We start from the raw sequence: 26493 nt of genomic DNA, 5'->3' as shown, positions 1-26493 counted from the left end.
ATGGCACCAGCGCTTGTATACGGCAACACGATCGTGATGAAGCCGGCAACAGAAACAGCGGTTACAGCGGCTAAAATTATCGAGTGCTTCGAAGAAGCCGGATTCCCGGCAGGGGTGGTCAACATGGTTACCGGACCGGGCAGAACCATCGGCCAGGGGATCGCCGATCATGAAGACATCAACGGCATTACGTTTACCGGCTCTAACGGCGTTGGCAAGCAGATCGGCCAGGCAGCGCTGGCACGCGGTGCAAAGTACCAGCTTGAAATGGGCGGAAAAAACCCGGTGATTGTGGCTGCCGATGCTGATCTTGACCTGGCAGTAGAAGCCGTTGTAACCGGCGCTTTCCGTTCAACGGGCCAAAAATGTACGGCAACCAGCCGGGTTATTGTGGCAGCTGAAGTGTTTGATGAATTTAAAAACATGCTTGTTCAAAAAACAAAAGAGATTACCATTGGCAACGGTCTTGACAGCAGTACGTGGCTTGGGCCATGTGCAAGCGAAAACCAGCTGAATACGGTTCTTTCTTATATTGAAAAAGGAGTAGAAGAAGGCGCCACGCTTCTGATCGGGGGCAAACGTGCGGAAGAAGGCAGCCTGGCAGACGGATACTATGTGGAACCGACGATTTTTGACAACTGCACGCCGGATATGGCCATTGCCAGGGAAGAAATCTTTGGCCCGGTCATTGGCCTGTTAAAAGCAGAATCGGTGGAAGAGGCACTGAAGATTGCGAACGATACCGAGTACGGCTTAAGTGCTTCTATCTTTACAACGAATATCCAGCATTTGTTGTCCTTCGTTAACGATATGGAAGCGGGACTTATCCGGGTAAATGCGGAAAGTGCCGGGGTTGAACTTCAGGCTCCATTCGGCGGTATGAAGCAGTCCAGCTCGCATTCCCGTGAACAGGGAGAAGCCGCGAAAGAATTCTTTACTTCGATTAAAACCGTTTTTGTAAAATAAAATAAACCATAAAAAGAGCTGCTCCGGCATGAGCAGCTCTTTTTCTTATTTTAAATCATCAATAGAATCAATATCCAGATAAGCTGGTACAAGCCGGCAAATTTTTCTTTTGGCGGACTTCTCTTAATCTTGCAGAATTCATTTTTACAATATCCTCATCTTCAATCAGGATTTCACCAATTGTAGGATCAATCAAACGGTTAAACATACGAATCAATGTAGACTTCCCGCTCCCAGATAGCCCCATAATCACAAAAATTTCACCAGGGTAAATATCGAAGTTTACACTATTTATACCAACGGTTTTTCCTGTCTCATTTAAAATTTCCTCCTTGAATTTGCCTAGCTTTAGTAAATTAATGGCGGCTTTAGGAGATTTGCCAAAAATCTTTGAGACATTTTTCACTGGTACGTATGGATCCATCAAATTACCTCAATATATTATTGCCAATAATTATATTCCGTTTTGCCGGTTTCCCCTGTTTTATGCTTATGAAAAAGCAGGAACCTTGTAAGAGCCGTTTAAAATCTTAATTCATAATAAATGCTTAAAAAAGACGTCTAAATACAGCGATCATTTTAGGATAGGCTGATCGTCTGCAGGAAGCAGTATTTTGGGTTGAAACAACAATTGTCCTGTAAAATGAAAGGTTTGTGATTATATGAGCATTTCCAGCAGGAAAGAGAGGTAAAATCACAAAGGAGGGAACGAACAGGTACGGCATATAAAAATTGGTTTTACTCTCAAAGTTTGAAATAAACAATAATCTAAACGTTTCGTTTTGAAAGTCCTTATAAATATTAACAAAATGTTTATTAAATTCAAACGAATAAGATAAAAATCTATAAGACCATAAATATTATATTTAAAGTAATTTTATAAAAACTGATTTTATTGAATCATAAATTTAAAAAATGTATGTATGTATTTTGAAGAGAATTTTAAAGAGAACAAATTCCGTTTAAAAAAGGTCACAACAGAACAAAAAAGGACTTAAAAAGTAGAAAGCTGACTACAGAGTGATCTCCGCAGTCAGCCTGCTATAAAAAAAGGTATCATCTGCCGCTGACTGACTAATTCTCCATACAAACTATTTCTTCAAAGTAATCCCAGGTATCAATGGTTCGTTGTTTTCCAATATTCGTTAATCTATATCCATAGCCTCTTCTGTTTGAAGAGTGTTTAGAAAGATGAATTCTTTCTACGATAAATTCTTCATACATAGATTGAACGACTTTCCGGATTTTAGATACACTAATCTGCAGTTGACTTTCCAATTCTATTAAAGAAAGGGGACAATTCTGTTTTTTTAGGGCTTCAACAATTTTAAATTCCAATAAGCGTGAAATATGATATTCCCATGTTTCATCATCGCGTAAAAAGTAAATAAGACTTTCGTTTTCTGCATATTCACTATGACGACGGCGGCAGACCTGTCCTTTTTTAAATAATTCCAGCATCACTTCTTTTAACGTACGAATAGAGATCCCGCTAACCGACGATATGTCTTTTAATGTACCGCCCTTACTTGGCAGTTTATCCATTCTTTCAATAATGTAGGAAGACTCGCGTTCTGAATCTTCTTCAATAACGTAAAGATATCGCTTTCTTTTACCGGAGTATTCTTTGCTTCTAGAAAGGTAGCCCTTTTTATACAAGCGATAAAGAACCGTGGCCGTACTGGTTGGGGCAAGATTTAACAGGGCCGATACCCGTTCAGCTGAATACTTTTGTCCGGTGGACTGAAACAATTGATAGACCTGTGCCATTAATGGAGACAGTTCCTCCTGCTGGGACTCTGTATAAGCTTCTACGCCGTAATAAACGTAACGGGTGATCATTCGGCCGTTTGCTTTAGAAGTTATCTTGTGCCGTTTAACTTTCCTTTCCTGCATTAATAAATGCAGAATACTGTTTGCAGTTGCTTCTCCTGTATAAAGCAGGTTTGAAATCTCTTTTGTTGTATAAGGATGATCCGCTTCCCATAACAATTGCCAGATGGCTTCTTTTAATTTTTTAGACGATGAAACATTGGAGGTGGGTGTGTAGAATTGTTTGTTTTCCCAATTTGATGACTTGCTCATAATCCAATATCCTCCTTGTTGTTTAGCCAAGCTGTCAAACAAGCTAAAACAAACTGACGAATAACTGGCTGAATAATTATTTCCTGCTTCGTTTTGCTGTTTAAACACAGAAAGCAGCTTTTGTTTATTTACCCTTTTTTTGCTAACTTAACGCCCCTACTCTAATATAGTTAAATATAATCACTTTAGACGTTTGACTCCGGCTGGATTTTAGCAATGGTTTCCTTGTCGCACATGACGAAAAGGCGTGCCTCAATTGGAATTGGCTCGTCTAACTTCTGATTAATATGAAGGTTGGTGTGATCCGCGACAAGTGTAGCTCCCTCATCCAAAAGGTCCATAAAAGCATCCCGATATGTCATCCATTGGGGGCGTTTGTCAATTTCATAAATACTTTCTCCAACCTGCCGGCTCATTAATTCAGAGTAAATATGGGTAATGCCATGGGAAAATAGTGACCGTACTGCCGCATGGGAGATCATTTCATTCGTTGGAATAAATTCATCCACCTTTACCCGTTCAAATAAACGAATATGCTGTTGATGAACGACTTCAGCTGTTACGTGAATAGAAAGGTTCATCTGTTCTTCAAGAGAGGTAATGGCTGTTGCAATAAGCAGCGTTTTGCCGTCTACAAGAAGGGGATCTTTAGCAGCATCATTTACCTGAGGTGATTCTTCAGCGAAAATGATAACACCTTTGGCTTCCGGCAAATTTGCCCGCATTAATGTTTGTTCATCGGTTGCATCTCCTCTTATATAAAAAAGGTGTTCATCTATTAAGGGGGATTTTTCCATGTGGTCAATAAGAACAATATCTACCGTTTGGTCTGAGCGGATAATTTCCTGCACCGCAGCTTTCGATTTTTCATTCCATCCAATTAAAATAATGTGATCATTTCCTGTATATTTCATTTTTCCCCCAACCTTTAATTTTTCGATGCGGTACACAGTTTCGATAACATTTCCAATGAACACACTGACCATCCCGATGCCTGTAACATAAAGAAAAATTGTAAAAGCTTTCCCAGCATCGGTAACAGGAGCATAATCTCCAAAGCCGACTGTAGCCAGAGCGGTCATTACCCAGTACAGGGCTGTTAAATAAGAGCCAAAGGTTTCAGGCTCGATCATCAAAATGATGTATGAAGTAATCAAGATATATAGAAGAAAAAAAGGGAGAAAGATTCGGCTCCTTAATTTAATCAAGTAATAAATGAATTTTTTTAGTGACAGTCTCATTTTGCTCGTCCTTTTATTTCTATTCTGTTTTTTCCTTATGTTTCCCTTATTTATTGGCTGCTAAAACATATTCAATAATAGATTTCTTAGGGTTTACATTCTGTATAAAGCAATGTAATTTAAAAAATAATATGTCAGATAATATAACATGTATTTAGACAGCATCTTTTATTCTTTTTATAATACGGGATATCTACTGCTATTGAGGGGGATTTTACGTTGAATAAAGAGAGAATAGTGCTAATTGGAAATGGGATGGCCGGTGTCCGGTCGATTGAAGAAATATTAAAAATGAATCCGGATCGGTTTCATATTACCATTTTTGGAGAAGAGCCTTACCCTAATTATAACCGTATTCAATTATCAAAAGTTCTTCAGGGAGATACCACGATTGCTGATATTACGCTTAACGACTGGAACTGGTATGAAGACCACCATATTCAGTTATATCCGGGTGAAGCAGTTGCACGTATTGATACAGAAGCAAAATATATTCATACCACAAAAAAGCGGGCCGTCGAGTATGACAAGCTTATTATTGCGACAGGCTCCGTTCCCTTTATCATCCCGGTGCCGGGTCACGAAAAAGAAGGCGTGACGGCTTTCCGTGACATTAAAGACTGTGAAAAAATGATCGATGCCTCCAGGCAATACAAAAAAGCATCCGTGATCGGCGGCGGCCTGCTTGGCCTGGAAGCGGCACGCGGGCTTTTAAATCTTGGAATGGATGTAAACGTGATTCACCTGGCTGACTTTTTAATGGAGCGCCAGCTTGATGAAACAGCCGGCAAAATGCTGCAGAAAGAGCTCGAAAAGCAGGGCATGAATTTCCTGATGAACAAGCAGACAGCCGAGATTTTAGGTGGAGAAAGAGTAGAAGGCATCCGCTTTAATGACGGGGAAGAAATCGAAACGGATCTTGTGGTTATGGCAGCTGGTATCCGCCCGAATACGTCCCTGGCGAAAGAAAGTGGCATTGCCGTAAACCGGGGTATCCTGGTCAATGATTATATGGAAACGAATATCCCCGATGTGTATGCAGTTGGGGAGTGCGCAGAGCACCGTGAAGTGGTGTATGGTCTTGTTGCACCGCTTTATGAACAGGGCAAAGCGATGGCGGCACATATTTGTGGTACAGTAGCTGCCGGCTATGAAGGTTCGGTTCTATCGACACAGTTAAAAGTCTCGGGTGTAGACGTATTCTCGGTCGGTGAAATTGTCGAGGACGAGGAAACAAAGACCATTAAAATGTTTGATGATTGGAAAGGCACCTACAAAAAGGTTTTAATCCGCGACGGGAAAATGGCCGGTGCTGTTTTATTCGGAGACACAAGTGAAGGAAACAAGCTGCTTCGCTTAATTAATAAGAAAGCGGATGTGGAGGATTACATTGGTGCGGCAGAAGAAACCGCCGGCGGTGAAAGTCTGGTGGCATCAATGGATGACAGTGAACTGATCTGCGGCTGTAATGGTGTATCCAAGGGTGACATTGTGTGTGCCATTAAAGAAAACGGCTTAACAACAGTGGATGAAGTGAAAGGGTGCACAGGTGCGTCCCGCTCATGCGGCGGCTGTAAACCGCTTGTAGTTGACCTGCTGGCGCATACTCTTGGCGACAGCTTTGACACCTCTATCCAAAAAGAAGCGATCTGCGGCTGCACAACGCTGTCCCGCGACGAAGTGGTCGAAGCGATCCGTGAAAAAGGCCTGAACCATACAAAAGAAGTCATGAATGTGCTTGGCTGGGAAACAGACGGCGGCTGCTCCAAATGCCGTCCGGCACTGAACTACTACCTGGGCATGATTAACCCGACAGAATACGAAGATGAAAAAGCCTCTAAGTTTGTGAATGAGCGCATGCACGGAAACATTCAAAAAGACGGCACGTATTCGGTAGTGCCGCGTATGTATGGCGGCGTCACATCAGCGGATGACCTGCGGAAAATTGCCGATGTAGCAGATAAATACAGCGTGCCGCTGATCAAAGTAACCGGCGGACAGCGGATTGATCTGTTCGGCGTGAAAAAAGAAGATCTGCCGGGCATGTGGGCCGATCTGGATATGCCATCGGGCTATGCGTACGGAAAAACATTGCGAACGGTGAAAACATGCGTCGGTGAAAGCTTCTGCCGCTTCGGCACCCAGGATTCTATGAGCATGGGGATCCAGATGGAAAAGAAATTCGAGCGGATCGGCACACCGCATAAAGTGAAAATGGCTGTATCTGCCTGCCCGCGCAACTGTGCGGAATCGGGCATCAAGGATATTGGCGTCGTTGGGGTAGACGGAGGCTGGGAAATCTACGTTGGCGGAAACGGCGGAACACATTTGCGGGCAGCAGATCTTTTCTGCAAAGTAAAAACGAACGAAGAAGTAATGGAAATGACTGGCGCGTTCATGCAGTATTACCGGGAGGATGCAGTATATCTTGAGCGGACGGCAGCCTGGGTAGAGCGTGTCGGCCTGGATCACATTAAAGAAGTGCTGTCCGATAAAGCGACACGGGACGCGCTGAATGCCCGTATTGACGAAGCGCTGTCTGTTACGAAAGAGCCGTGGAAGGAAGTTATCGAAAGCGAAAAAATCCGGAAAGAACTATACGAAACAGAGCTTGTGAGCACAACTAAATAAAAGGGGGACATGAATATGGAAAAAACACTGGAAAAAGTACGGATCGCCTCGATTCATGAGCTTCCGGAGAGAATGGGCAAAACCGTCCGAATTGGAGAGCTGGAGCTGGCGGTGTTTAAACTGGGCAATGGCCAGGTCCGGGCCATTGAAAACCGCTGCCCGCATAAAGGCGGGGTGCTCGCTGAAGGAATTGTCAGCGGCGAGCACGTTTTCTGCCCGATGCACGACTGGAAAATTTGCACAGCCGATGGAAAAGTGCAGGCGCCGGATACCGGCTGTGTGTCTACGTATAAAACTGTTATTGAAGACGACGATGTGTTTCTTCTTATATAAAAAGGAAGCTATTTTAAGAAGGGGATAAAGCAATGAGTTTTGTGAAACCCGAACAGGTTGTAGAAAATATGATTAATGCTGGAAAGGTAAAAGTGAATTTATCGGTAAAAGATTTGCTGATCCGCAGTGCACTTTCCGGTTTGTTTTTAAGCTATTCTGTCACATTTGCTATGACAGCAACTCAACAGACAGGAGCTGGAATTATTGGGGCATTGCTTTTTCCGGCCGGATTTGTATTAATCATTTTACTTGGCTTGGAATTATTGACCGGTAATTTTGCACTGATTCCACTTACCGTAATTGAAAAAAAAGCAACATTCCAGCAAATGTTATCCAACTGGTCCTGGGTATTTATCGGACATTTACTCGGTTGTTTATTTTATGCTTCTCTTTATTATGTGTCTTTTCACCATGCGGCGGACCAGTCAGTGATTGAACAAATTATTAAAACAGCAGAAGCGAAAACAAATGGATATGCAGCACTTGGAGCATCAGGACTTGCCATTGTGTTTACAAAAGCCGTTTTATGTAACTGTATGGTAGCACTGGGTGCCGTGATGGCCATGACATCCAGCAGCGTAGGAGGAAAAATTGTCGCCATGTGGCTGCCGATTTTCATCTTTTTCGCTCAAGGGTTTGAGCATGCAGTTGTTAACATGTTTGTGATCCCGGCAGGCATACTTTTTGGCGCCAATATTTCGCTTGCCGATTGGTGGTTATGGAACCAAATCCCTGTTACGTTAGGCAATATTGTAGGAGGATTTTTGTTTACTGGGATGGCTCTATATACAACGCATAGGAATAAAAAAAGCTCCCTTTCGCCTGTTCTGCTTGCGAAATCGGGAACGAAATAAAGAAGATTGGCTGGCTTGTACTTTTATTTACATACAAGCCAGTCTTTTTTTGCTGAAAGAGCGAAATGAGCAGCTTAAAAAGAATTAAATTTTTATCAAAAAGTGGTTGACGAATAGCAATTGACCATTTATTATAATTCTTATAGAATTAATCGGATATAACATCCGTTAATAAACTTTATATGAACCGTGCTGATCAGACAACTGAAAGCACACGCCTTTTCAAAATGGCGTGTGCTTTTTTTGTTGCACTAGGAGGGACTGATGAAAATGAAAAGCGACTGTCACATGGTAGAGGGACAATTGAATAAAAACTGATTGGACAACCGAAGGCTCTCTGTTTTTTCTGGCAGAGGGCTGTTTTCTTTTAAAGAGGAGGAGCAAAATGAGTGTCTTAATACGAGTAGAAGAAAAAGCGTTTGGAATAGCAGATAAACGCACAGTGGTGCTTGATGATATACATTTGGACATTAATGATGGTGAATTTTTAACCATTATCGGGCCAAGCGGGTGCGGTAAAAGTACACTATTAAAAATTGCTGCAGGGCTGGATACAGAGTACACAGGCAGTGTGAACATCCATGGCCGGGAAGTTAAGAAGCCCGGTATTAGTCAGGGATTTATTTTTCAAGAACATCGCCTGTTTCCGTGGCTGACCGTAGAACAAAACATTGCGGCAGACTTGAACTTGCGTGATCCAGATGTGAAAGCAAAAGTTCAGGAACTAATTGATATTGTCCGGCTGACAGGAAATGAGAAGGCGTACCCAGTTGAATTGTCTGGAGGCATGTCGCAACGTGTGGCTATTGCACGAGCACTGCTTCGTGAACCCGAAGTTCTGTTGCTTGATGAGCCATTTGGTGCACTTGATGCGTTTACTCGTAAGCATCTGCAGGATGTGTTGATCGACATTCGGCAGCAAAAAAAAATCACAATGATTTTAGTGACCCACGACATTGATGAATCAATTTACTTGGGAACACAGCTGGCGATTCTACGGGCTAAACCTGGCCGTCTTCAAAGGTGGCTGCCCATCGAGTTACCTTTTCCACGAAACCGAACGGATACATCGTTTCAATATTTACGTCAAAAGGTATTGGAAGAATTTGAAAAAACAGAACATTCTGCTTATACAGAGGGTGCAGGAATTTAGGAGGAATGATCATGAAGAAATGGTTGTTTTTGATTATATCATCATTACTTTTAGCGGCGTGCTCTGCGAAAACGTCAGGAGAGCAAGAATTAAAAGAGATTAATATTGGTATTCAACAAAGCCTTAGCCCGCTTTGGATTGCAAAAGAAAAGAGCTGGTTTGAAGAAGTGTTTGAAAAAGAAGGTATTAAAGTAAAGTGGACTGAATTTCAAAGCGGGCCTCCTCAATTTGAAGGGCTGGCAGCAGGCAAGCTGGACTTTTCACAGGTCGGCAACTCTCCTGTTATTGGCGGTCAGGCAGCGGATGTTCCATTTAAAGAAATTGCCCTTTCACAGGATGGACTCAAAGCCAATGCGATCTTAGTGAAGAAAGAAAGTTCCGTTCAATCGATTGAAGACTTGAAAGGAAAAAAAGTAGCAGTGGCGAAAGGAAGCAGCGGCTTTGACTTTCTTCATAAAGCATTAAAAGAAGCGGGTGTATCACCAGACGATGTGGAGATCATTCAGCTCCAGCCAGATGAAGCAATGCCGGCATTTGAAAATGGGGCAGTGGATGCCTGGTCAATCTGGGAACCATTTGTCTCACTGCAAACCATTCAAAATGACGCGGAGATTTTAGCGAATGGTGAAACGCTGCATTTGTACTCACCGAGCTTCACTCTTGCGAGAAGCGGATTTGCTGAGGAGCATCCAGAAGAAGTTGAGCGTTTCCTTGATGTTTACAACAAAACGGTTGATTGGCAAAAAGCAAACAAAGAGGAAGCCATCTCTATTTACTCCGAAATTAAAGAGCTAGATAAAGATGTAGTGGAAAGCGTACTGAATAATACAGAACCACTGAATGAACCCATCACAGAAGAGATTATTAAAGCACAGCAGGAAACAGCTGATTTTCAATATGACCTTGGCGTGATTGACAAAGAAATTGATGTATCTGAAGTAGTGGATAATCAATTTATTGAAAAAGTGAAGAAGGAGGGGACGGAATGAAAACAGCAGCTTATGTCGGAGTAAGTGGACAGGAAAAAACAGCAAAAGTAAAAAAAACAAGGACCATTCCACCGTGGCTTAAAGGATTCGTTGTGCCGATCATTATGTTGGCTTTATGGCAGTATGCAGGAAGTGCCGGATTAATTTCTGAAACAGTGCTGCCAACACCGCTTGCTATTCTCGCGTCGTTTTATGAGCTGGCAGTATCAGGGGAACTGGCTGACAATATGAAAATCAGCATTGCCCGGGCAGCAGGTGGGTTTCTGCTCGGCGGAGGACTGGGTCTTTTATTTGGCATTCTGGTTGGATTTTCAAGAAAAACGGAGTCCTATCTAGATCCATCTCTGCAAATGCTTCGCACAGTCCCGCATTTGTCTGTGACACCGCTCTTTATCTTATGGTTCGGGTTTGATGAATTATCTAAAGTGCTGTTAATTGCACTTGGTGCGTTTTTTCCTATCTATATTAATACATTTCTCGGTATTCGGAGTGTAGATGCCAAGCTGTTTGATGTGGCACGTGTGCTGGAATTCGGCTGGCACCATCAAATTACACGCCTCATTCTACCGGCTGCACTGCCAAACATTTTACTTGGTGTTCGGCTGTCTCTCGGTATTGCCTGGCTAGGCCTTGTCGTGGCAGAGCTAATGGGATCGAGTGCTGGTGTCGGCTACATGATCATGGACGCCCGCCAGTTTTCGCAGACAGAAAAAGTATTTGTCGGAATTATTATTTTTGCGGTTGTTGGCAAATTAACAGATTCATTCGTTCGTCTGCTTGAACGGAAATTATTAAAATGGCGCAGCAGCTTTCAAGGAACTAATTAATAAAGGAGAGAGATAAATGGAAATTTTATGGTTTATTCCAACACATGGTGACGGTCGTTATTTAGGAACAGATATTGGTGGAAGAGAAGCAGATCATACGTATTTTCGACAGGTGGCCCAAGCGGCCGATCGGCTTGGCTACACAGGTGTACTACTTCCAACTGGAAAATCATGCGAAGATCCATGGCTGACTGCAGCTGCACTCGCAGCAGAGACTACAAGGCTGAAGTTCCTGGTAGCACTGCGCCCTGGTTTAATGCAGCCGTCTGTTGCTGCACGCATGACGTCTACATTGGACCGTTTATCCAACGGACGTGTGCTTATTAATGTTGTTGCTGGTGGGGATCCTGTTGAACTTGCAGGAGATGGCCTGTTTCTTAAACACGATGAACGGTACGAGGCGACGGATGAATTTTTAACGATTTGGCGTGGCCTGCTGGGGGGCAAGACGGTAAATTATGACGGAAAATATGTAAAATCAGAAGGCGGCGAATTATTGTTCCCACCCGTTCAACAGCCGACACCACCTGTTTATTTTGGAGGCTCCTCACCTGCTGGTCAGCAGGTAGCAGCTGCCCATTCAGATGTATATTTAACATGGGGAGAACCGCCGGCTCAAGTTAAAGAAAAAATTGATAGTGTACGCCAGCAGGCTCAAAAAGAAGGACGCACAGTCCGGTTTGGCATTCGCCTTCATGTAATTGTACGTGAAACGAATGCGGAGGCATGGGCGGCGGCAGAACGATTAATTTCTCATTTAGATGATGAAGTAATAACAAAAGCCCAGCAAACGTTAAGTCGTTATGATTCAGCCGGACAGAGCAGGATGGCTGCGCTTCATCAAAAAGGAAAAGAAGCAGATCTTGAGATCAGCCCGAACTTGTGGGCAGGAATTGGGCTTGTACGCGGTGGTGCAGGCACAGCACTTGTTGGTGATCCAGAGACGGTTGCAGCTCGTATCAAGGAATATCAAGACCTCGGAATTGAGAGCTTTATTTTTTCTGGATATCCTCATTTAGAAGAATCCTATCGATTTGCGGAGCTTGTCTTCCCGCTGCTTTCATTTGGCCAGGGTGAAGATTTAGGGCGTTCAAGAGGAAACATTGGAGAAACGATCGGCAATAGCATTTTAGCGCGTAACATAAAGAAAGAGGTAGTTCTTCATAAAAACGAATAAGATACATTAGTATTCGCTGGTATTTTAATATGAAAGCCGTCTGGACTACTAGAGGCCTTTTACGTGAAGCACATTTGTTTCACCTAAAAGGCTTCTTTTATTTTAAACGAAGGAAAGGATGGATAAAATGACAAAAGCAGTAATGATCTATGGAGGAAACAGCAAGCAGTCCCGTTTAAAAGGAATTTTGGATAAAGCAGCATCTTATTTTAAAAAAGAGAGCGTTGATACAGAAACCATTTTCGTTCATGATCTGCCAGCAGAAGATTTAATTTTAGCTAATTTCAATAGCGGACCGATTTTAAAAGCAAATAAGATAGTAGAAGAAGCTGACATTGTCGTGGTGCTGACACCTGTCTACAAAGCCGCATACACTGGCATTTTAAAAACATACCTTGATTTGCTGCCTCAAAAAGGGCTGGAAGGAAAAACGGTTCTTCCACTTGTACTCGGTGGTTCTTTTGGACATCTTTTGGTAATTGACTACGCATTAAAGCCCGTTTTGTCTGCACTTGGTGCTACTACTATTTTAAACGGTGCATACATTCTCGATACACAGGTAGAAAAAACAAAGGATTTACGATATATACTGGCTCCTGAAATTAGTGGGCGGCTCGATCGGGTGCTGTTGTTAGCAAAAGAAGAAGCAAGTCGTTCCCTGGCTGTACGTTAAAAAAAGGCTGCATAAGCGCAGTCTTTTTTTATGTACACTTTTCTACATAGTGAATATAATTTAAATAAAACAAATTGGAATACTTGGTTATGAAGGGGTGTAAGAATGAAGGTATCCAGCCGGGGAGAATACGCATTAAGAGCATTACTTGTGCTTGGACAAAAAAACGAACTTATGTCGATCAGTAACATTTCAGAAGCTACTCTTGTCACTGTAAAGTACTTAGAAAAAATTCTACTTAGCCTTAAAAAGCTTGGGTACGTTGAAAGTAAACGCGGCATCCAGGGAGGTTACTTTTTAAGCAAGCGGCCGTCAGAAATTAATATTGGCGAAGTGATTCGGCAAATAGAGGGTCCACTTTCTCCAATGAGCTGTGCCAGCATTACCGCGTATGAACCCTGTCAGCTTGAAGGAAGCTGTTTATTAAAGCCGCTCTGGGCCCTGGTAAGAGACACGATTGCTTTTGTGCTCGAACAAACAACACTGGAGGACCTATTAAAAGGACAGCTGCGTCCTATTATTCCTGTTTAATTCCAAAAAATATTTTTTGAAAAAACAGGTAGACATCATTTTCTTAATAGGCTATAATCCAATTAATCAAATAAAACAAACCGAAATACTTGGTTATAAAAAACTACATACTAAGCTGATCAGACAACTGAAGGCTCCTTGTAATCTCTATCCAATACGTTTGGCCTGAAGATGCAAAGGAGCTTTTTTTGACCAAAAGTCGACTGAAAAGGTCGAGATTAAAAAATGGAGGGATGCAGCATGGCGGAAAAACAGATTGACGAACAATGGATTGAGCGGATCGTAAAATCACTGCAGGGAATTGAATACGGGTCAGTGGAAATTATGATTCACGATTCACAGATCACTCAAATCGACCGACTGGAAAAACAGCGGTTCCCATTAAAAAAAAACCAAGTGTACGGAAAACCGAAACAAGTAAAAATTCAATAAATGCCGATCAGACAAACTGAAGGCAGACTCTTCTAACGATTTTTTGTTAGAGGCAGTCTGCCTTTTTTATATGAACATTTATTTATGAGAGAGAGGTTATAGAGATGAAACAAAAACCAATTGCTTTTAAATTATTTGCAGGAATTACGGTGACAGCCACTATTTTAGCAGGATGCAGCGGCAGTGCGGAGGAGGGAAGCGGTAATCAAGAGTCTTCTTCGAAGGAGCCGGTCGAACTTTTGAATGTGTCTTACGATCCAACACGAGAATTATATGAAGAATTTAATAAAGAATTTGCCGGTCATTGGAAAGAGGAAACAGGCCAGGATGTATCTATCCAGCAATCACATGGTGGTTCAGGAAAACAAGCTCGGGCTGTCATTGACGGACTTGAAGCAGATGTCACTACATTGGCACTCGCAGGAGACATTGATGAAGTAGCGAAGGCAGGATTAACAGCAGAAGATTGGCAAACACGCCTCGATGATAATTCTACACCCTATACATCAACAATTGTCTTTCTTGTCCGGAAAGGAAATCCGAAGCAGATCAAAGATTGGGATGATTTAGCGAAAAAAGGCGTATCGGTTATTACACCAAACCCGAAAACGTCCGGAGGCGCACGCTGGAACTATCTAGCTGCCTGGGCGTATGCGGACAAAAAGCTTAATGGAGATGAAAAGAAAATTAAACAGTTAGTCGGGGATATCTATCAAAATGTTGAAGTACTTGATTCAGGAGCTCGCGGCTCTACGACTACCTTTGTAGAACGCGGAATTGGAGATGTTTTGATTGCCTGGGAAAATGAAGCGTACCTTTCTCTAAATGAATTAGGGAAAGACAAATTTGAAATTGTAAATCCGTCTTTAAGTATTTTAGCGGAACCACCAGTAGCCGTTGTCGATAAAGTGGCTGATAAAAAAGGAACCGAAAAAGTTGCGGAAGCATACCTGGAATATCTGTATACAGAGAAAGGCCAGGAAATTGCGGCTGAAAACTACTACCGGCCTCGCAATGAGGAAGTACTAGCGAAATATGCAGACCAGTTTCCGGATATTAACCTTGTCACCATTGATGATGAATTTGGCGGCTGGAAAGCTGCACAACAAACACACTTTGATGACGGTGGAACGTTTGATGAAATTTACCAGCCAAAGTAAAGCATTCAAAGCGGCTGGCATGTGCCTGCCGCTTTAGCTACCTCTAAGAGAGATGCGGGTGACATAATGAGAGTGAAAAGATGGAAAAAACATAGTATACTTCCTGGGTTTGGATTATCCCTCGGCTTTACAACGTTATACGTAAGTTTGCTTGTTTTGCTGCCGCTGGCCATGATTTTTGTAAATACGGCTTCCATGAGCTGGGCCGGTTTTTGGGCAGCTGTTACTGAGCCTCGGGTGCTTGCTTCTTACCGGCTAAGTTTTGGCGCGTCGTTCGCAGCAGCGTGTATCAACGTTGTATTCGGCGTATTGATTGCCTGGGTGCTTGTTCGATATTCCTTCCCTGGTAAACGTATCATTGATGGATTAGTCGACCTTCCGTTTGCGCTTCCTACCGCTGTAGCCGGTATCGCACTTACCACTCTTTATACAGAAACAGGATGGGTTGGACAGTTTCTTCCGTTTAAAGTAGCGTTTACCCCGATCGGAATCATCATTGCTCTGACTTTTATCGGCCTTCCCTTTGTCGTCCGAATGGTGCAGCCTGTTTTACAGAATTTTGATCAGGAAACAGAGGAAGCTTCCGCTATTTTAGGTGCCGGCCGGCTGCAAACATTTTGGAAAGTGATTGTACCGGAAATTATACCAGCGGCGCTCACAGGATTTGCGCTGGCGTTTGCCCGGGCGCTTGGAGAATACGGGTCCGTTGTATTCATTGCCGGAAACATGCCGATGAAAACAGAGATTACCCCGCTAATGATTATGACAAAGCTTGAGCAGTACGATTATGAAGGTGCCACGGCTATTGCAGCGGTAATGCTGATCATCTCGTTTGTGCTTCTGCTGTTTATTAATGGCGTACAGTGGTGGACAAATCGCAAATACACACATTCTTAAGGAGGAACACAATGGCTGGACACATTTCACTGCAGTACGGCAGTAAACAAGTAGATAAAAAAACCGCTCGTGAGCCGCTCCTTGTACGGATCCTATTAATTACCGTGGCACTTGCTTTTTTGTTTTTGTTTCTGTTGCTGCCGCTTGCTGCTATTTTTATAAAAGCATTTGAACAGGGAATCGGGCTGTATATAGCCTCTATCACTGATCCTGACGCTGTCTCCGCTATTAAACTGACGCTGCTCGTTGTTGTATTGACGGTTCCGCTGAATGCCCTTTTTGGTATTACAGCTGCCTGGGCTATTACCAAGTTTGAATTCAAAGGAAAAAGCCTGTTAGTTACATTGATTGACTTGCCATTTGCGATATCTCCTGTGATTGCAGGTCTTGTTTTTGTTCTTTTATTCAGTACACATGGGCTATTTGGAGATTTTCTATTCCAGCATGACATTAAAATTTTATTTGCTGTGCCGGGTATTGTACTGGCCACTTTATTCGTTACGTTTCCTTTTGTTGCACGCGAACTCATTCCCCTTATGCAGGCACAGGGTTCCGCTGAAGAAGAAGCGTCGCTTACACTTGGGGCAAACGGCTGGAAAACATTCTGGCTTGTTACACTCCCAAATATTAAATGGGGCTTACTATACGGGGTTATTTTGTGCAATGCTCGGGCAGTTGGAGAATTTGGAGCTGTCTCTGTGGTGTCCGGTCATATTCGCGGGTTAACGAATACAATGCCGCTGCATATTGAAATTCTATACAATGAATACCAGTTTTCTGCTGCATTTGCTGTAGCGTCGTTAATGTCTATTTTAGCTATTGTGACGCTTATCTTGAAAAATATTGTGGAGTGGAAATCCGGCCAGCATGGCTGAAGGAGGAGCAAAGGGTGAGTATTCAAATTAAGGAAGTATCCAAAACATTCGGCTCATTTCAGGCGCTGAAAAATATTAATCTTGATATTCAAACAGGGGAACTGGTGGCACTGCTTGGACCATCTGGATCCGGAAAAACATCACTTCTTCGTATTATTGCAGGTCTTGAAGAAGCAGATAATGGTGTAATTTTGTTTGGAAATGAAGAAATGACCCATATTCGTACGACCGAGCGGAAAGTCGGCTTTGTATTTCAGCATTACGCTCTTTTTAAACATATGACCGTTTTTGATAATGTAGCATATGGACTAAAAGTACGGTCTAAAAGGGAGCGCCCATCTAAAAAAGATATAAAGAGAAAAGTAACGGAGCTTTTATCACTTGTAAAGCTTGAATCTTTTGCAGATCGATATCCATCTCAGCTGTCAGGAGGTCAGCGCCAGCGTGTAGCGCTTGCGCGGGCCCTTGCTGTAGAACCAAAAGTATTGCTTTTAGATGAGCCGTTTGGTGCGCTTGATGCAAAAGTGCGCAAGGAACTTCGCCGGTGGCTGCGCCGCCTTCATGACGAATTTCATATTACTAGTATTTTCGTTACCCATGATCAGGAGGAAGCATTAGATGTTGCGGATCGGATTGTTGTTATGAATGAAGGACGAATCGAACAGATTGGCAGCCCGGAAGAAGTGTATGAACAGCCGAACAGTCCGTTTGTTTATGATTTTCTAGGCAATGTCAACGTATTTCACGGCAGGCTTGAAAATGGAAAGTGGAGAAATGGGGACCAATCAGACGCTGAACAACAAGCACTCGCGTATGTCCGGCCGCATGATCTCGTGATTGAGCGGGAAAAGCCAACAGAGGATGCTGTACAGGCAAGGGTCATGCACGTTCATGCGGTCGGCCGCACGGTGCATATTGAATTAAAAGAAGAGGGAGCAGAACGGTTTTTAGAAGCAGAGCTGCCGAAAGAACAATACCGGGAGCTCGACCTTCAAACGGGAGAAACGGTTTTTATACGGCCAAATCAATTAAAAGTTTTCATTCCGGCAGACTATTCCATTTGAATTTTTGATCTGAAAAAAAAAAAAGAAACAAACCAGCCGGCCCGTTTCTTTTTGCTAACTTTATAATCAGCTTGTAGCGATGGTTCCTTCTACAGAAGGAGCCGCTTCTTTTTCTTTCACCGAATGGTTGCTTGCACCAATCTTCTGTTTGAAATGGCTGATAATACTTGAAGTCACCATTATAGATAAAACAGAAAGAGCACCATTTAAAATACCAATCGAATAAAAGCCATATAAAACGACAACAAAATCAAAAAGGAAATTTAATTTTCCAGGATTCCAGCCCAGCTTTTTCTGAAGAATGAGCGCGACAATGTTAGAGCCGCCAAGAGAAGCGCGGTTCATAAACATGATAGATACCCCAAATCCAATAAAAACTCCCCCAACAACCGCTCCGACAGACATAGGAATTTCAAAAGCAGGCAGCCATTTATCCAGCCCTGTAATCGCAGACAGCAGAGTGACTGACAAAATCGTGGAAATAGTAAAATTCCAGCCCATAAAGATAATCGATAACACGTAAAAGGGTACATTCACAAGAAAAAAGATCAACCCAAACGGAAGATCAGAGGCATAGCTTAAAAGCAGGGCCAGTCCTGCAGTGCCGCCTGTCATCACTCCACCATGCTGTAAAATTACGGCACCGATGCTTGTGAGCAGGCAGCCTAATATAATGTATAGAACTCTTTTCATTTCTTTCTCCTTCTCATACAGTCTCATGCAAAGTAGTTACCTTCATGATACAATCTGAATAAGGATTTATATATGCAATAATGAATATATTTGATCAAAGATATTTACAAATTGAATCGATTTTAGAGATGAAATATTCATTTTGGAAAGGAGAAGAGATGGACAAAATTGATATTGATTTGCTGGCGCTTTTGCAGGAAGATGCCCGCATGACGATTAGTGAGCTTTCAAAAAAGCTGGCTTTAAGCCGGCCGAGCATTACTGAACGGCTGCACCGGCTGCAGGAACAGGGTGTAATCAAGGGTTTTGCAGCCCGGGTATCACCGGAAAAAGTAGGGAGAGATACGCTGCTGATTGTTCAAATTAGTGACTTGAAAGTGTCAGCCAATGAATTTGAACAAATGATTTCCAGGGATTTCGATGTGATTGAATGTCACCGGGTAACAGGCCATTTTGGTTATTTTATTAAAGCGGCAGTGTCCAGTATGGATGATTTGAGAATGCTTGTGGACAGACTGATGCCTTATGGAAATGTTCATACGTCTATTATTCTTACTTCTCCCGTCACGTTTCGGCCGATTCTGCCTAAACCACAGGAGTCATAAAAAGTATGAACTTCTCAGGAAGAAGCCTCTAATAAAAACATGATTAGAACAGGTCGTTTATTGACATTTTAGTTTGTGGAAATTAACATGAAAGGGAACTTCAAAAGAAGAATGTGAGAACAGTGGTTCATTTTGAAAATAGTAATGCGTAAAACATAATATGATATGGAAATAGGTGCACGAAGAGCGTTCAGCTCTATGTGCTTAAAAGGGAAGCCGGTTTGAATCCGGCACGGACCCGCCACTGTATGGGTGTATCAGCCAAGCTGAGTCCTTTCAGAAAAGCCACTGGTTAAAACCGGGAAGGCCTGAAAGAGATATCCCAAGTCAGGAGACCTGCCTGTTTTAACATCACTGCTCGACCTACGGGATTTAGGAAGGTGGTTAGGGTGCTTACGGCCTGCTGTGTCAATCTTTTCTTTAAGGTTGAAGTCAGGTCCTTCCTTTCTCTATAAAAAGCATTTCTGACCTCCTATACGGTCAGAAATGCTTTTTTGTTTTCGCCGCTTACTACAAACACAGGAGGTGCTGAAAAAGTGAGAAACAAAAAACAAAAATGGATGCTTTTTTTGTGTGCAGCCATGATTGGAACCTTAATCTTGTCCGGATGCAGCCAGGAAAAAGGAGCAGATGCAGAAACAGCAACAGCGACAGTTGCTTTTCCGTGGAGTCCGTCTAGTCTTGATCCACATGGAAGTGACAGCTGGGAAGTCATGCGCTCAGGTACAGGAGAAACATTGATGAAGCTGGATAACGAATTAAATACAGTACCCTGGCTGGCTGAAGAGTGGAAGCGGGAAGGAGCAGCCACATGGATTTTTCAGCTTGAAGAGAATGTAACCTTTCACAATGGAAAATCAATGGATGCAGCCAGTGTGAAAGCTTCACTGCTCCGATCGATTGAAAAAGATGCAAAAGCCAAAGATTTGCTGAAAATTAAAGCGATAGAAACACCGGCCAAAAACCAATTGAAAATCGAAACAACTGAGCCAAATGCGGCTTTGCCTGCTCATTTAGCGGATCCATCGGTTATCATCGGAGATGTAGAAACCCTGGGGAAGGAGGATACGTATCCTGCTTTAACAGGACCCTTTCAAATCAAGCAATATCAAAAAGATGAGTCACTTGTTGTAAAAAGGTACGAACCGTATTGGGGAGAAAAAGCGCTTCTTTCGGAAATCACTATTCAGTTTATTCCGGAAGGCAATACAAGGCTGATGGCACTGCAATCGGGAGATGTAGACGCCGCAGTTGACATTCCGATTGACAACATCGCTGTTCTTGAAAAAAACAATCAATTTCAGGTGATGACAGCCCCATCACTTCGTACGCATATGATGCTGTTTAATTTTGATTCTCCCTTGTTTAAAAATAAAGCACTGCGAGCAGCAGTGGATGCTTTGATTCCGCGAGACGAAATAGTCGAATCTGTTATGAAAGGAAAAGCAGCAGCAGCCATTGGGCCATTTCCTGAATTGCTGCCGTTCAGCCAGGGAGAAGAAGGGAAAGCAGCAAGCTCCTTTGCAGCTCTGATGAAAAATGAAGGATGGCAGAAAAATGAAGAAGCTTTTTGGGAAAAAAACGGCAGTATGCTGGAAGTGAATATGCTGACGTTTCCACAGCGCCCGGAACTGACGGTGATGGCTGAAATCATTCAAAGCAGGCTATTGGAAAATGGAGTCAAATTGAATCTTCGCCAGGTAGAAAATATTGATGAAGCACTGGTGAAGGAAAAATGGGATGTAGCAATGTACAGTATGCTGACAGCTCACACTGGTGATCCACAATATTTTTTAAACCTGTTTTATCGCTCAGACAGCGGGTCAAATCCTAGTCATTATGCATCGCCTGCTCTTGATGGACTGATTGGCCAGTTGAACGGGACAGATAATAAAGATAAGCGCAACGAACTGGCACGCGATATACAAAAAATCATTAATAATGACCTGCCGCAGTCGTTTATTGTTCACCCGGAAACGGTCTTTGCACTGAAAAAAGGCATGACAGGGTTTTCGCCGCATCCAATCGAGTACTACTACATTACTGCTCAAATGAATATGACAAGAGAATGAAAAACATTGTTCGTTTTGGATTTGAACGTGTAGTGCAGTTGATGCTTGTTGTTTTCTTTGTTTCCTCTCTTACTTTTTGGCTGCTGCGGCTGGCGCCGGGAGATCCAGCATATTTGCTGCTGAGCGCGCATAATATACCGGTTTCCAACGAAGCGCTGACGAATCTGCGGGAAGAGCTTGGACTGACAGACAGCTTAGCGAGCCAGTATGTCAATTGGCTGCAGGATGCATTTACCTGGCAATGGGGCACTTCCTATGTATCGAGAGAACCTGTCATAAATGAACTTCTTCACCGGCTGCCAGCTACCCTGGAGCTGGCTGGAGCGGGTCTGCTTGTCATGGTGCTCGTTACGTTTTTGATGGGAATGGCTACAGCATTTTACTCCAGTGGATGGCTCAACAAAATAGGAAGAGGAGCCGCTCTTTTAGGTTCATCGATTCCTTCTTTCTGGCTGGGGTTCCTGCTTATTTATTTGTGCTCTGTCCAACTCGGTTGGCTTCCTTCGATGGGCCGCGGTACACTGGCACATCTGGTTCTGCCGGCTCTTACGCTTGGGTTAGGGCTTGGCAGCGTTTATGCCCGAGTTCTGCGTAGCAATCTGCTTGAGGCCATGGATCAACCGTTTGTTCAAGCAGCAAAAGCAAGAGGATTATCCAAAAGACGCATTTTACTTTTTCATATATTAAAACACGCTTTCCTTCCTGTCGTCACCATGATAGGAACAAGCTTTGCTTTTATGATAGGCGGAAGCATGATTATAGAATCGATTTTTTCCTGGCCTGGTTTAGGAAAATACATAATAGAAGCGATTAACAAACGGGATTATCCTGTGATTCAGGGTTATGTAGTTCTGACCTCATTTTTATTTGTTTTGATTCATATCGTCGTTGATATTCTTTACAGGTTAGTGGATCCAAGAATGCGTGTTCAGTAGGAGGAGCAAAGATGAAACATAGCGTTTATTTAAGCAACAAAAGTCTTTTAGCGGGAGTCGGATTTCTTTTGCTGATTGGTTTAGCCGGTTTTTTGGCTCCCTGGCTCGCTCCACATGATCCGCTCCTGATCAATCTATCAAACCGGCTGGCTCCTCCGAGCTGGTCTTATCCGTTTGGTACGGATCATCTGGGACGCTGCATTTTGTCACGCGTTTTATTTGGCTCACGTATTAGTGCTTTGTTTGCTTTATTCATTGTTGTTTGCACATTCGTCATCAGCCTTCCTATCGGCCTGTTCACTGGATACGTACGCGGCAGGGGAGATCATTTCTTTATGCGCTTGATCGATGGGACGCTTGCAATTCCTGATATTGTATTAACCATTGCCATTGTCGGTGTCCTTGGACCCGGGCTGATACATATGACGCTTGCGATTGTACTGGTGCGGTGGGCTGGATATGTGCGTTTTATCCGCAGTCTCGTACGAAACGCCTCCCAGACGGACTATATTTTATCCGCCAGAATGTCAGGGAATAATCATGTACGTATTATGAGGCGCTACATTCTTCCCAAGGTTTTTCCACCGCTTCTTGTTTATGGTGCACTGGATACTGGAAAAGTGGTCCTTTTAATGGCGGGCTTGTCCTTTTTAGGATTAGGTACACAGCCGCCAGCACCAGAATGGGGTGTGATGCTTCATGATGCGGTAGCTTATTTTCAAGTTGCCCCGCACACAATCATTTTTCCGGGTCTGGCCATCATGCTTTTTGTATCAGCCTGCCAGCTGATTGGTGAAGCACAAAACAAAAGCCAATTAATAGCAGGCAAACGAATAGCATGATATAAACAAGAAATATACCTCTCTGTCCAGTTAGCGTTTGTGCAGGGGCCGCTCGCATAATGACTACTACAATATAAAAAATACGATTCATGTAGATGGGGAGAGAATAGATGAAAACGCAAATAAAAAAGGATTACGATTATATTGAGCTATGGCAGGAGTTGATGAAGGAGCAGAATGGGACGATACCGAGGCGGTTAAGGGATGATCAGGCTGAAGAAGACTTTTGGTCTTCTATGGTGAAGAAAAAAGCATCGCATAAACCCGATCCGTATTCGATGGTCGTGCAGCAGGAGCTTATTCCTCTTTTAAACAGCAACGATCATGTGTTGGAAATCGGACCTGGATGGGGCAATTATACCTTTGCGATCGCCGATAAGGTTCAAAAGCTTACCTGTATCGATAGTTCCAAAAGTATTGTGCAATTTTTAGCGTCGCAGGCTGCTGCTAAAGGTGTAAATAATATGGAGCTGGTTTGTGGCAAGTGGGAAAGTGAAAAAGAAAGTGAAAGGTATGATGTCGTATTTGGATTTAATTGTTTTTATCGTATGCATGATATAGGAAATGCCTTGTTAAAAATGAATAAGTCCGCAAACCGCCTAGCCATTACAGGGATGACAACGGGTCCAGAAAAGCCGCATTATATGAAGCTGCACCAGATGGGCTATAACATTAATCTCAGACGCCGGGATTACATTCATATCTTACAAATCCTGCATCAGCTTGGTATTATGGCCAACTGCCAAATAGTGAAATTACAAAGCAAAAAAACCTATTCTTCCCATGAACAGCTAATAAAAGATAACACCACAAAGATTTTAGATCCACATTACAATGAGCAAGAAGTAAAAAGGATTATTAATCAATATGTGACAGAACAAGAGGGTGTATACGAATATACATATCCATTTCACGCTGCTTTAATGTATTGGAGCCCGATTATAAATGAGTAAAAGTAAGCAAAAGGAAAAAGACACGATCTTTTTCACATGTTGATGTTATTCAATATTAACAAGAAGGTCTCCTCTTCAGCAGACAAGTAAGAGGGGCATTCAATATGTTATAGAGGACTTGATAATAGAATGAAGCAGCCGCTATTACAGGTGGAGCGTCTGGAAATCTCATGTCGGGAAGCTGGCCGGACAAAGCCGCTTGTTCAAAACATTTCATTTAATTTGTACAAAGGAGAAATGACGGCATTAGCGGGACCAAGCGGGTGTGGGAAAAGCGTAACAGCTCATGCCATCGCCGGCATGCTGTCAAACAACTGTGTGATCAGCAATGGTTATATTTGCTACGAAGGTCAAACGATTACCAGTGGAGACGAGGCGAGCTGGCGGAAGCTTCGTGGCAGGGAAATTGCTCTTCTGATTCAGCATTCGATAAATGGGCTGGATCCGATTCGTACGGTGAAAAAGCAAATGCTAGAGACGCTGAACCAAACGAAAAAGCGGCCGAAAAAGGAGGCAGCTGCTTATCTGTATTCTCTTTTAGAACAGGTTGGTTTTGATGAGCCGGAATTTATCCTGTCGGCTTATCCATTTGAACTAAGTGGAGGAATGCGCCAGCGGGTTTTGCTCGCCATGATGCTGAGTCTGGAGCCTAAAATTTTAATCGCCGATGAACCGACTACGGCCCTGGATGTGATCAACAAAGAAAAAGTATTGACGCTGCTTAAAAACCTCCAATATGAATTAGGGTTGACGGTTTTACTCATTTCTCATGACCATGACAGCATTGACCTGTTTGCCGATCATGTGATTCAAATGAAAGAAGGAGGGGTACCCCAAAAATGATTCTTGAACTTGAAGAGGTGACGAAGAAATATCCAAAACGGACAGGACTGTTTCAAAAAAATATCTCGTTTACAGCGGTTCATTCGGTCAGCTTCTCGATTGCAAAAGGAGAAAGCGTCGGGCTGGTTGGTGAGAGCGGCTGCGGAAAAAGCACACTGGCGAAGCTCATTATGAATATAGACTTTCCGACATCTGGTTGTATACGTGTAAATAAAAAGCTGATTGAAAAAAAGACTCATGACAGGGCGTTTTATAAACAGATTCAACTAGTTTTGCAGGATTCTTCCTCTTCTTTATATCCAGGAATGTGTGTAAGAGAAATAATAGAAGAACCAGTCAGGAACTTTTTTGGGCTGAAAGGAAAAAACAGCCTGGCTTCTGTTAAACGACTGCTCGAGCTGGTCGGTCTTGATGATTCTTTTTTGCGACGCTTTCCACATGAGCTGAGCGGCGGCCAAAAACAGCGGATATGTATTGCAAAAGCGCTAGCAGTCCAGCCGGATTTAATTATCTTTGATGAAGCAGTTGCCAGCCTTGATCCACCCGCTCAAAGAGAGATCATCCATATGCTAAAAAATATTCAAAAGCAGAAAGGGCTTTCGTATTTATTTATTACTCATGACCTTCGGTCGGCACATCAGCTTTGCAGCCGTATCATGGTCATGTATCAAGGAAAAATAGTTGATACCGTGAAAGCAGACAATCATCAGCCGCCTGTACATCCATATGCTCGTTTGTTGTTTCAATCCCTGCTAAAGAAAGAAGCTAAACAGCTTATGTGAATATTAGGGGAAGTTGTACGTTTCACTGAATAGTTTGAGAAAACTCGGATTGAAATGAAAGCAAGAAGAAATGCGAAAAATCTTTACAGATGAATAAACTTTCTCCTGAGGGATAGCTGTGTATAATAGAGGTGAAATAAGGAAACACACACAAAACGGAATTCATACTTTGAATTCCTTTTTGTGTGTCCATAATCTATTATCCATGTTGTTTAATAAAGCTAACCTTTAAAGAGAAGCAGGATAAAGAATAGTGAATTCATACAATCCAGTTTTTTATTCGGCTTTCAACTATTACGCCTCATAATGAGAGTGCTTCTCGTGAAAAACATGGTCATCTAAATACTTATGGAAGAACCATTCTCCTGCTGCGATAAAGAAAGCAGAAAGAAAAGCCGCTGTTAATACATCTCCATCATTAATAAAGAGAGATTTTCCCATAAGCCAGACGACTAAAAAAGCCAGCACCGCATCTGACACAGTTGCGATTGTATTGCGCTTTACATAGTCTGCACTTGGACCATCATTATCACCGGTTTTACGGAAAAGCATTAAATCGCCAAGGATATAAGCGACAATGGTAAGAACAACACTAATTAGAAGTGTATCCCCAAATTCACCACCATAAATGCCGGTAAGAACAATGCCTAAAACAGCTGTAATCATCACAAACTTAATTAAAATCGCTTTTACATGTTCCAAGGTAAACACCTCCTTTTACGTTTGTTCTCAAAATATACCCGGGTGTTGAGAGCTTAAACAATTTTTGTTAAATCATTATGGAAACCCCACTTTTTTCCTGTGTATGGATGATGAGAAAATAGGGGTATTTTATCATTCTTGGCGAGAACACTCCCACTTTAAGTTTGCTACGTTAAGG

Annotated in this window: 26 protein-coding genes, 1 pseudogene and 1 riboswitch; of the genes and pseudogenes, 22 read left to right on the top strand and 5 right to left on the bottom strand. The window is 42.7% G+C overall.

The window, feature by feature from the left end; genetic code table 11:
• Positions 1-966, top strand: a 966-nt coding sequence (locus tag VP97_RS18110) for an aldehyde dehydrogenase family protein (RefSeq protein WP_050183479.1), incomplete at its 5' end; no start/stop codon positions are given.
• 103 nt (positions 967-1069) lie between these two features.
• Here the strand turns inward: VP97_RS18110 and VP97_RS18105 are convergent.
• The 3 genes and pseudogenes from VP97_RS18105 to VP97_RS18095 form a co-directional block, all read right to left on the bottom strand.
• Positions 1070-1390 (bottom strand): annotated as a pseudogene (locus tag VP97_RS18105) (ATP-binding cassette domain-containing protein); the annotation flags it as partial.
• Positions 1391-2040: 650 nt separating this feature from the next.
• Positions 2041-3051 carry a BlaI/MecI/CopY family transcriptional regulator gene (locus tag VP97_RS18100; protein WP_050183477.1) on the bottom strand — a complete coding sequence of 337 codons (1011 nt, stop codon included), beginning with the start codon at positions 3049-3051 and terminating at the stop codon, positions 2041-2043.
• Between the two features lie 185 nt (positions 3052-3236).
• Positions 3237-4292: an ion channel gene (locus VP97_RS18095; RefSeq protein ID WP_082220430.1), complete on the bottom strand. Its 1056-nt coding sequence runs from the start codon at positions 4290-4292 to the stop codon at positions 3237-3239.
• 219 nt (positions 4293-4511) lie between these two features.
• Here VP97_RS18095 and nirB point away from each other — a divergent pair, with 219 nt between their 5' ends.
• From nirB to VP97_RS18025, 14 genes are all read left to right on the top strand, one after another.
• Complete coding sequence (nirB, locus tag VP97_RS18090; protein WP_050183475.1) at positions 4512-6923, top strand: nitrite reductase large subunit NirB; 2412 nt, start codon at positions 4512-4514, stop codon at positions 6921-6923.
• Positions 6924-6938: 15 nt separating this feature from the next.
• Positions 6939-7256, top strand: coding sequence for a nitrite reductase small subunit NirD (gene nirD / locus VP97_RS18085; protein WP_245629933.1), 318 nt, complete (start codon positions 6939-6941; stop codon positions 7254-7256).
• A gap of 32 nt (positions 7257-7288) precedes the next feature.
• Positions 7289-8110 (top strand): formate/nitrite transporter family protein, encoded by an 822-nt coding sequence (locus VP97_RS18080; RefSeq protein WP_050183473.1) that lies wholly within the window; start codon positions 7289-7291, stop codon positions 8108-8110.
• Positions 8111-8495: 385 nt separating this feature from the next.
• A complete protein-coding gene (locus VP97_RS18075; protein WP_050183472.1) occupies positions 8496-9263 on the top strand; it encodes an ABC transporter ATP-binding protein in 768 nt (255 codons plus the stop codon).
• Positions 9264-9274: 11 nt separating this feature from the next.
• Positions 9275-10252: an aliphatic sulfonate ABC transporter substrate-binding protein gene (locus VP97_RS18070; RefSeq protein WP_050183471.1), complete on the top strand. Its 978-nt coding sequence runs from the start codon at positions 9275-9277 to the stop codon at positions 10250-10252.
• 104 nt (positions 10253-10356) lie between these two features.
• Positions 10357-11079 carry an ABC transporter permease gene (locus tag VP97_RS18065; protein ID WP_425388491.1) on the top strand — a complete coding sequence of 241 codons (723 nt, stop codon included), beginning with the start codon at positions 10357-10359 and terminating at the stop codon, positions 11077-11079.
• Positions 11080-11095: 16 nt separating this feature from the next.
• Complete coding sequence (ssuD, locus tag VP97_RS18060; RefSeq protein WP_050183469.1) at positions 11096-12256, top strand: FMNH2-dependent alkanesulfonate monooxygenase; 1161 nt, start codon at positions 11096-11098, stop codon at positions 12254-12256.
• A gap of 127 nt (positions 12257-12383) precedes the next feature.
• Entirely contained in the window at positions 12384-12929 is a 546-nt protein-coding gene (ssuE, locus tag VP97_RS18055) for an NADPH-dependent FMN reductase (protein ID WP_050183468.1), read from the top strand.
• A gap of 105 nt (positions 12930-13034) precedes the next feature.
• Complete coding sequence (locus tag VP97_RS18050) at positions 13035-13460, top strand: RrF2 family transcriptional regulator (RefSeq protein WP_050183467.1); 426 nt, start codon at positions 13035-13037, stop codon at positions 13458-13460.
• Between the two features lie 240 nt (positions 13461-13700).
• Positions 13701-13892, top strand: a complete 192-nt coding sequence (locus tag VP97_RS18045; protein ID WP_050183466.1) for a YezD family protein — start codon at positions 13701-13703, stop codon at positions 13890-13892.
• Between the two features lie 104 nt (positions 13893-13996).
• Positions 13997-15052 (top strand): sulfate ABC transporter substrate-binding protein, encoded by a 1056-nt coding sequence (locus VP97_RS18040; protein ID WP_050183465.1) that lies wholly within the window; start codon positions 13997-13999, stop codon positions 15050-15052.
• A gap of 66 nt (positions 15053-15118) precedes the next feature.
• Entirely contained in the window at positions 15119-15949 is an 831-nt protein-coding gene (cysT, locus tag VP97_RS18035; RefSeq protein WP_050183464.1) for a sulfate ABC transporter permease subunit CysT, read from the top strand.
• An 11-nt stretch (positions 15950-15960) separates the two neighbouring features.
• Positions 15961-16824, top strand: a complete 864-nt coding sequence (gene cysW, locus VP97_RS18030) for a sulfate ABC transporter permease subunit CysW (RefSeq protein ID WP_050183463.1) — start codon at positions 15961-15963, stop codon at positions 16822-16824.
• A 14-nt stretch (positions 16825-16838) separates the two neighbouring features.
• On the top strand, positions 16839-17888 hold the full coding sequence (locus tag VP97_RS18025) for a sulfate/molybdate ABC transporter ATP-binding protein (protein ID WP_050183462.1): 1050 nt from the start codon (positions 16839-16841) through the stop codon (positions 17886-17888).
• Between the two features lie 66 nt (positions 17889-17954).
• Here the strand turns inward: VP97_RS18025 and VP97_RS18020 are convergent, their stop codons facing one another.
• The gene (locus tag VP97_RS18020; RefSeq protein ID WP_050183461.1) at positions 17955-18581 is read right to left on the bottom strand and encodes a YitT family protein; all 627 of its coding nucleotides are present in this window, start codon (positions 18579-18581) and stop codon (positions 17955-17957) included.
• 158 nt (positions 18582-18739) lie between these two features.
• On the opposite strand from VP97_RS18020, the gene VP97_RS18015 reads away from it, so the two are divergent.
• The 7 genes from VP97_RS18015 to VP97_RS17985 all read left to right on the top strand — a co-directional run bounded on the left by VP97_RS18015 (position 18740) and on the right by VP97_RS17985 (position 25613).
• Positions 18740-19186 (top strand): Lrp/AsnC family transcriptional regulator, encoded by a 447-nt coding sequence (locus VP97_RS18015; protein WP_050183460.1) that lies wholly within the window; start codon positions 18740-18742, stop codon positions 19184-19186.
• A 156-nt stretch (positions 19187-19342) separates the two neighbouring features.
• A riboswitch (cobalamin riboswitch) is annotated at positions 19343-19544 on the top strand.
• Between the two features lie 178 nt (positions 19545-19722).
• Entirely contained in the window at positions 19723-21258 is a 1536-nt protein-coding gene (locus VP97_RS18010; protein WP_245629932.1) for an ABC transporter substrate-binding protein, read from the top strand.
• A complete protein-coding gene (nikB, locus tag VP97_RS18005) occupies positions 21255-22193 on the top strand; it encodes a nickel ABC transporter permease (protein ID WP_050183459.1) in 939 nt (312 codons plus the stop codon). The genes VP97_RS18010 and nikB overlap by 4 nt, the downstream gene beginning before the upstream one ends.
• 11 nt (positions 22194-22204) lie before the next feature.
• On the top strand, positions 22205-23035 hold the full coding sequence (locus VP97_RS18000) for an ABC transporter permease (protein WP_050183458.1): 831 nt from the start codon (positions 22205-22207) through the stop codon (positions 23033-23035).
• Between the two features lie 110 nt (positions 23036-23145).
• Complete coding sequence (locus VP97_RS17995; protein WP_050183457.1) at positions 23146-23988, top strand: class I SAM-dependent methyltransferase; 843 nt, start codon at positions 23146-23148, stop codon at positions 23986-23988.
• 129 nt (positions 23989-24117) lie between these two features.
• Positions 24118-24831 (top strand): ATP-binding cassette domain-containing protein, encoded by a 714-nt coding sequence (locus tag VP97_RS17990; RefSeq protein ID WP_050183456.1) that lies wholly within the window; start codon positions 24118-24120, stop codon positions 24829-24831.
• Positions 24828-25613, top strand: a complete 786-nt coding sequence (locus VP97_RS17985) for an ABC transporter ATP-binding protein (protein ID WP_050183455.1) — start codon at positions 24828-24830, stop codon at positions 25611-25613. The genes VP97_RS17990 and VP97_RS17985 overlap by 4 nt, the downstream gene beginning before the upstream one ends.
• 294 nt (positions 25614-25907) lie before the next feature.
• On the opposite strand, the gene VP97_RS17980 is transcribed toward VP97_RS17985, so the two are convergent.
• A complete protein-coding gene (locus VP97_RS17980; RefSeq protein ID WP_050183454.1) occupies positions 25908-26315 on the bottom strand; it encodes a YndM family protein in 408 nt (135 codons plus the stop codon).
• Positions 26316-26493 lie beyond the last annotated feature (178 nt).

The organism is Domibacillus robiginosus, from assembly GCF_000966195.1.
Lineage (GTDB): Bacteria > Bacillota > Bacilli > Bacillales > Domibacillaceae > Domibacillus > Domibacillus robiginosus.
This window is presented reverse-complemented; position numbering and strand designations above follow the sequence as displayed.

What these genes read in the sequence shown, in the direction of transcription:
- VP97_RS18100 (WP_050183477.1), bottom strand. Translation starts at nt 3,051, where the DNA reads ATGAGCAAGTCATCAAATTGGGAAAACAAACAATTCTACACACCCACC.
- VP97_RS18095 (WP_082220430.1), bottom strand. Translation starts at nt 4,292, where the DNA reads ATGAGACTGTCACTAAAAAAATTCATTTATTACTTGATTAAATTAAGG.
- nirD (WP_245629933.1), top strand. Translation starts at nt 6,939, where the DNA reads ATGGAAAAAACACTGGAAAAAGTACGGATCGCCTCGATTCATGAGCTT.
- VP97_RS18080 (WP_050183473.1), top strand. Translation starts at nt 7,289, where the DNA reads ATGAGTTTTGTGAAACCCGAACAGGTTGTAGAAAATATGATTAATGCT.
- VP97_RS18075 (WP_050183472.1), top strand. Translation starts at nt 8,496, where the DNA reads ATGAGTGTCTTAATACGAGTAGAAGAAAAAGCGTTTGGAATAGCAGAT.
- VP97_RS18070 (WP_050183471.1), top strand. Translation starts at nt 9,275, where the DNA reads ATGAAGAAATGGTTGTTTTTGATTATATCATCATTACTTTTAGCGGCG.
- VP97_RS18065 (WP_425388491.1), top strand. Translation starts at nt 10,357, where the DNA reads ATGTTGGCTTTATGGCAGTATGCAGGAAGTGCCGGATTAATTTCTGAA.
- ssuD (WP_050183469.1), top strand. Translation starts at nt 11,096, where the DNA reads ATGGAAATTTTATGGTTTATTCCAACACATGGTGACGGTCGTTATTTA.
- ssuE (WP_050183468.1), top strand. Translation starts at nt 12,384, where the DNA reads ATGACAAAAGCAGTAATGATCTATGGAGGAAACAGCAAGCAGTCCCGT.
- VP97_RS18050 (WP_050183467.1), top strand. Translation starts at nt 13,035, where the DNA reads ATGAAGGTATCCAGCCGGGGAGAATACGCATTAAGAGCATTACTTGTG.
- VP97_RS18045 (WP_050183466.1), top strand. Translation starts at nt 13,701, where the DNA reads ATGGCGGAAAAACAGATTGACGAACAATGGATTGAGCGGATCGTAAAA.
- VP97_RS18040 (WP_050183465.1), top strand. Translation starts at nt 13,997, where the DNA reads ATGAAACAAAAACCAATTGCTTTTAAATTATTTGCAGGAATTACGGTG.
- cysT (WP_050183464.1), top strand. Translation starts at nt 15,119, where the DNA reads ATGAGAGTGAAAAGATGGAAAAAACATAGTATACTTCCTGGGTTTGGA.
- cysW (WP_050183463.1), top strand. Translation starts at nt 15,961, where the DNA reads ATGGCTGGACACATTTCACTGCAGTACGGCAGTAAACAAGTAGATAAA.
- VP97_RS18020 (WP_050183461.1), bottom strand. Translation starts at nt 18,581, where the DNA reads ATGAAAAGAGTTCTATACATTATATTAGGCTGCCTGCTCACAAGCATC.
- VP97_RS18015 (WP_050183460.1), top strand. Translation starts at nt 18,740, where the DNA reads ATGGACAAAATTGATATTGATTTGCTGGCGCTTTTGCAGGAAGATGCC.
- nikB (WP_050183459.1), top strand. Translation starts at nt 21,255, where the DNA reads ATGAAAAACATTGTTCGTTTTGGATTTGAACGTGTAGTGCAGTTGATG.
- VP97_RS18000 (WP_050183458.1), top strand. Translation starts at nt 22,205, where the DNA reads ATGAAACATAGCGTTTATTTAAGCAACAAAAGTCTTTTAGCGGGAGTC.
- VP97_RS17995 (WP_050183457.1), top strand. Translation starts at nt 23,146, where the DNA reads ATGAAAACGCAAATAAAAAAGGATTACGATTATATTGAGCTATGGCAG.
- VP97_RS17990 (WP_050183456.1), top strand. Translation starts at nt 24,118, where the DNA reads ATGAAGCAGCCGCTATTACAGGTGGAGCGTCTGGAAATCTCATGTCGG.
- VP97_RS17985 (WP_050183455.1), top strand. Translation starts at nt 24,828, where the DNA reads ATGATTCTTGAACTTGAAGAGGTGACGAAGAAATATCCAAAACGGACA.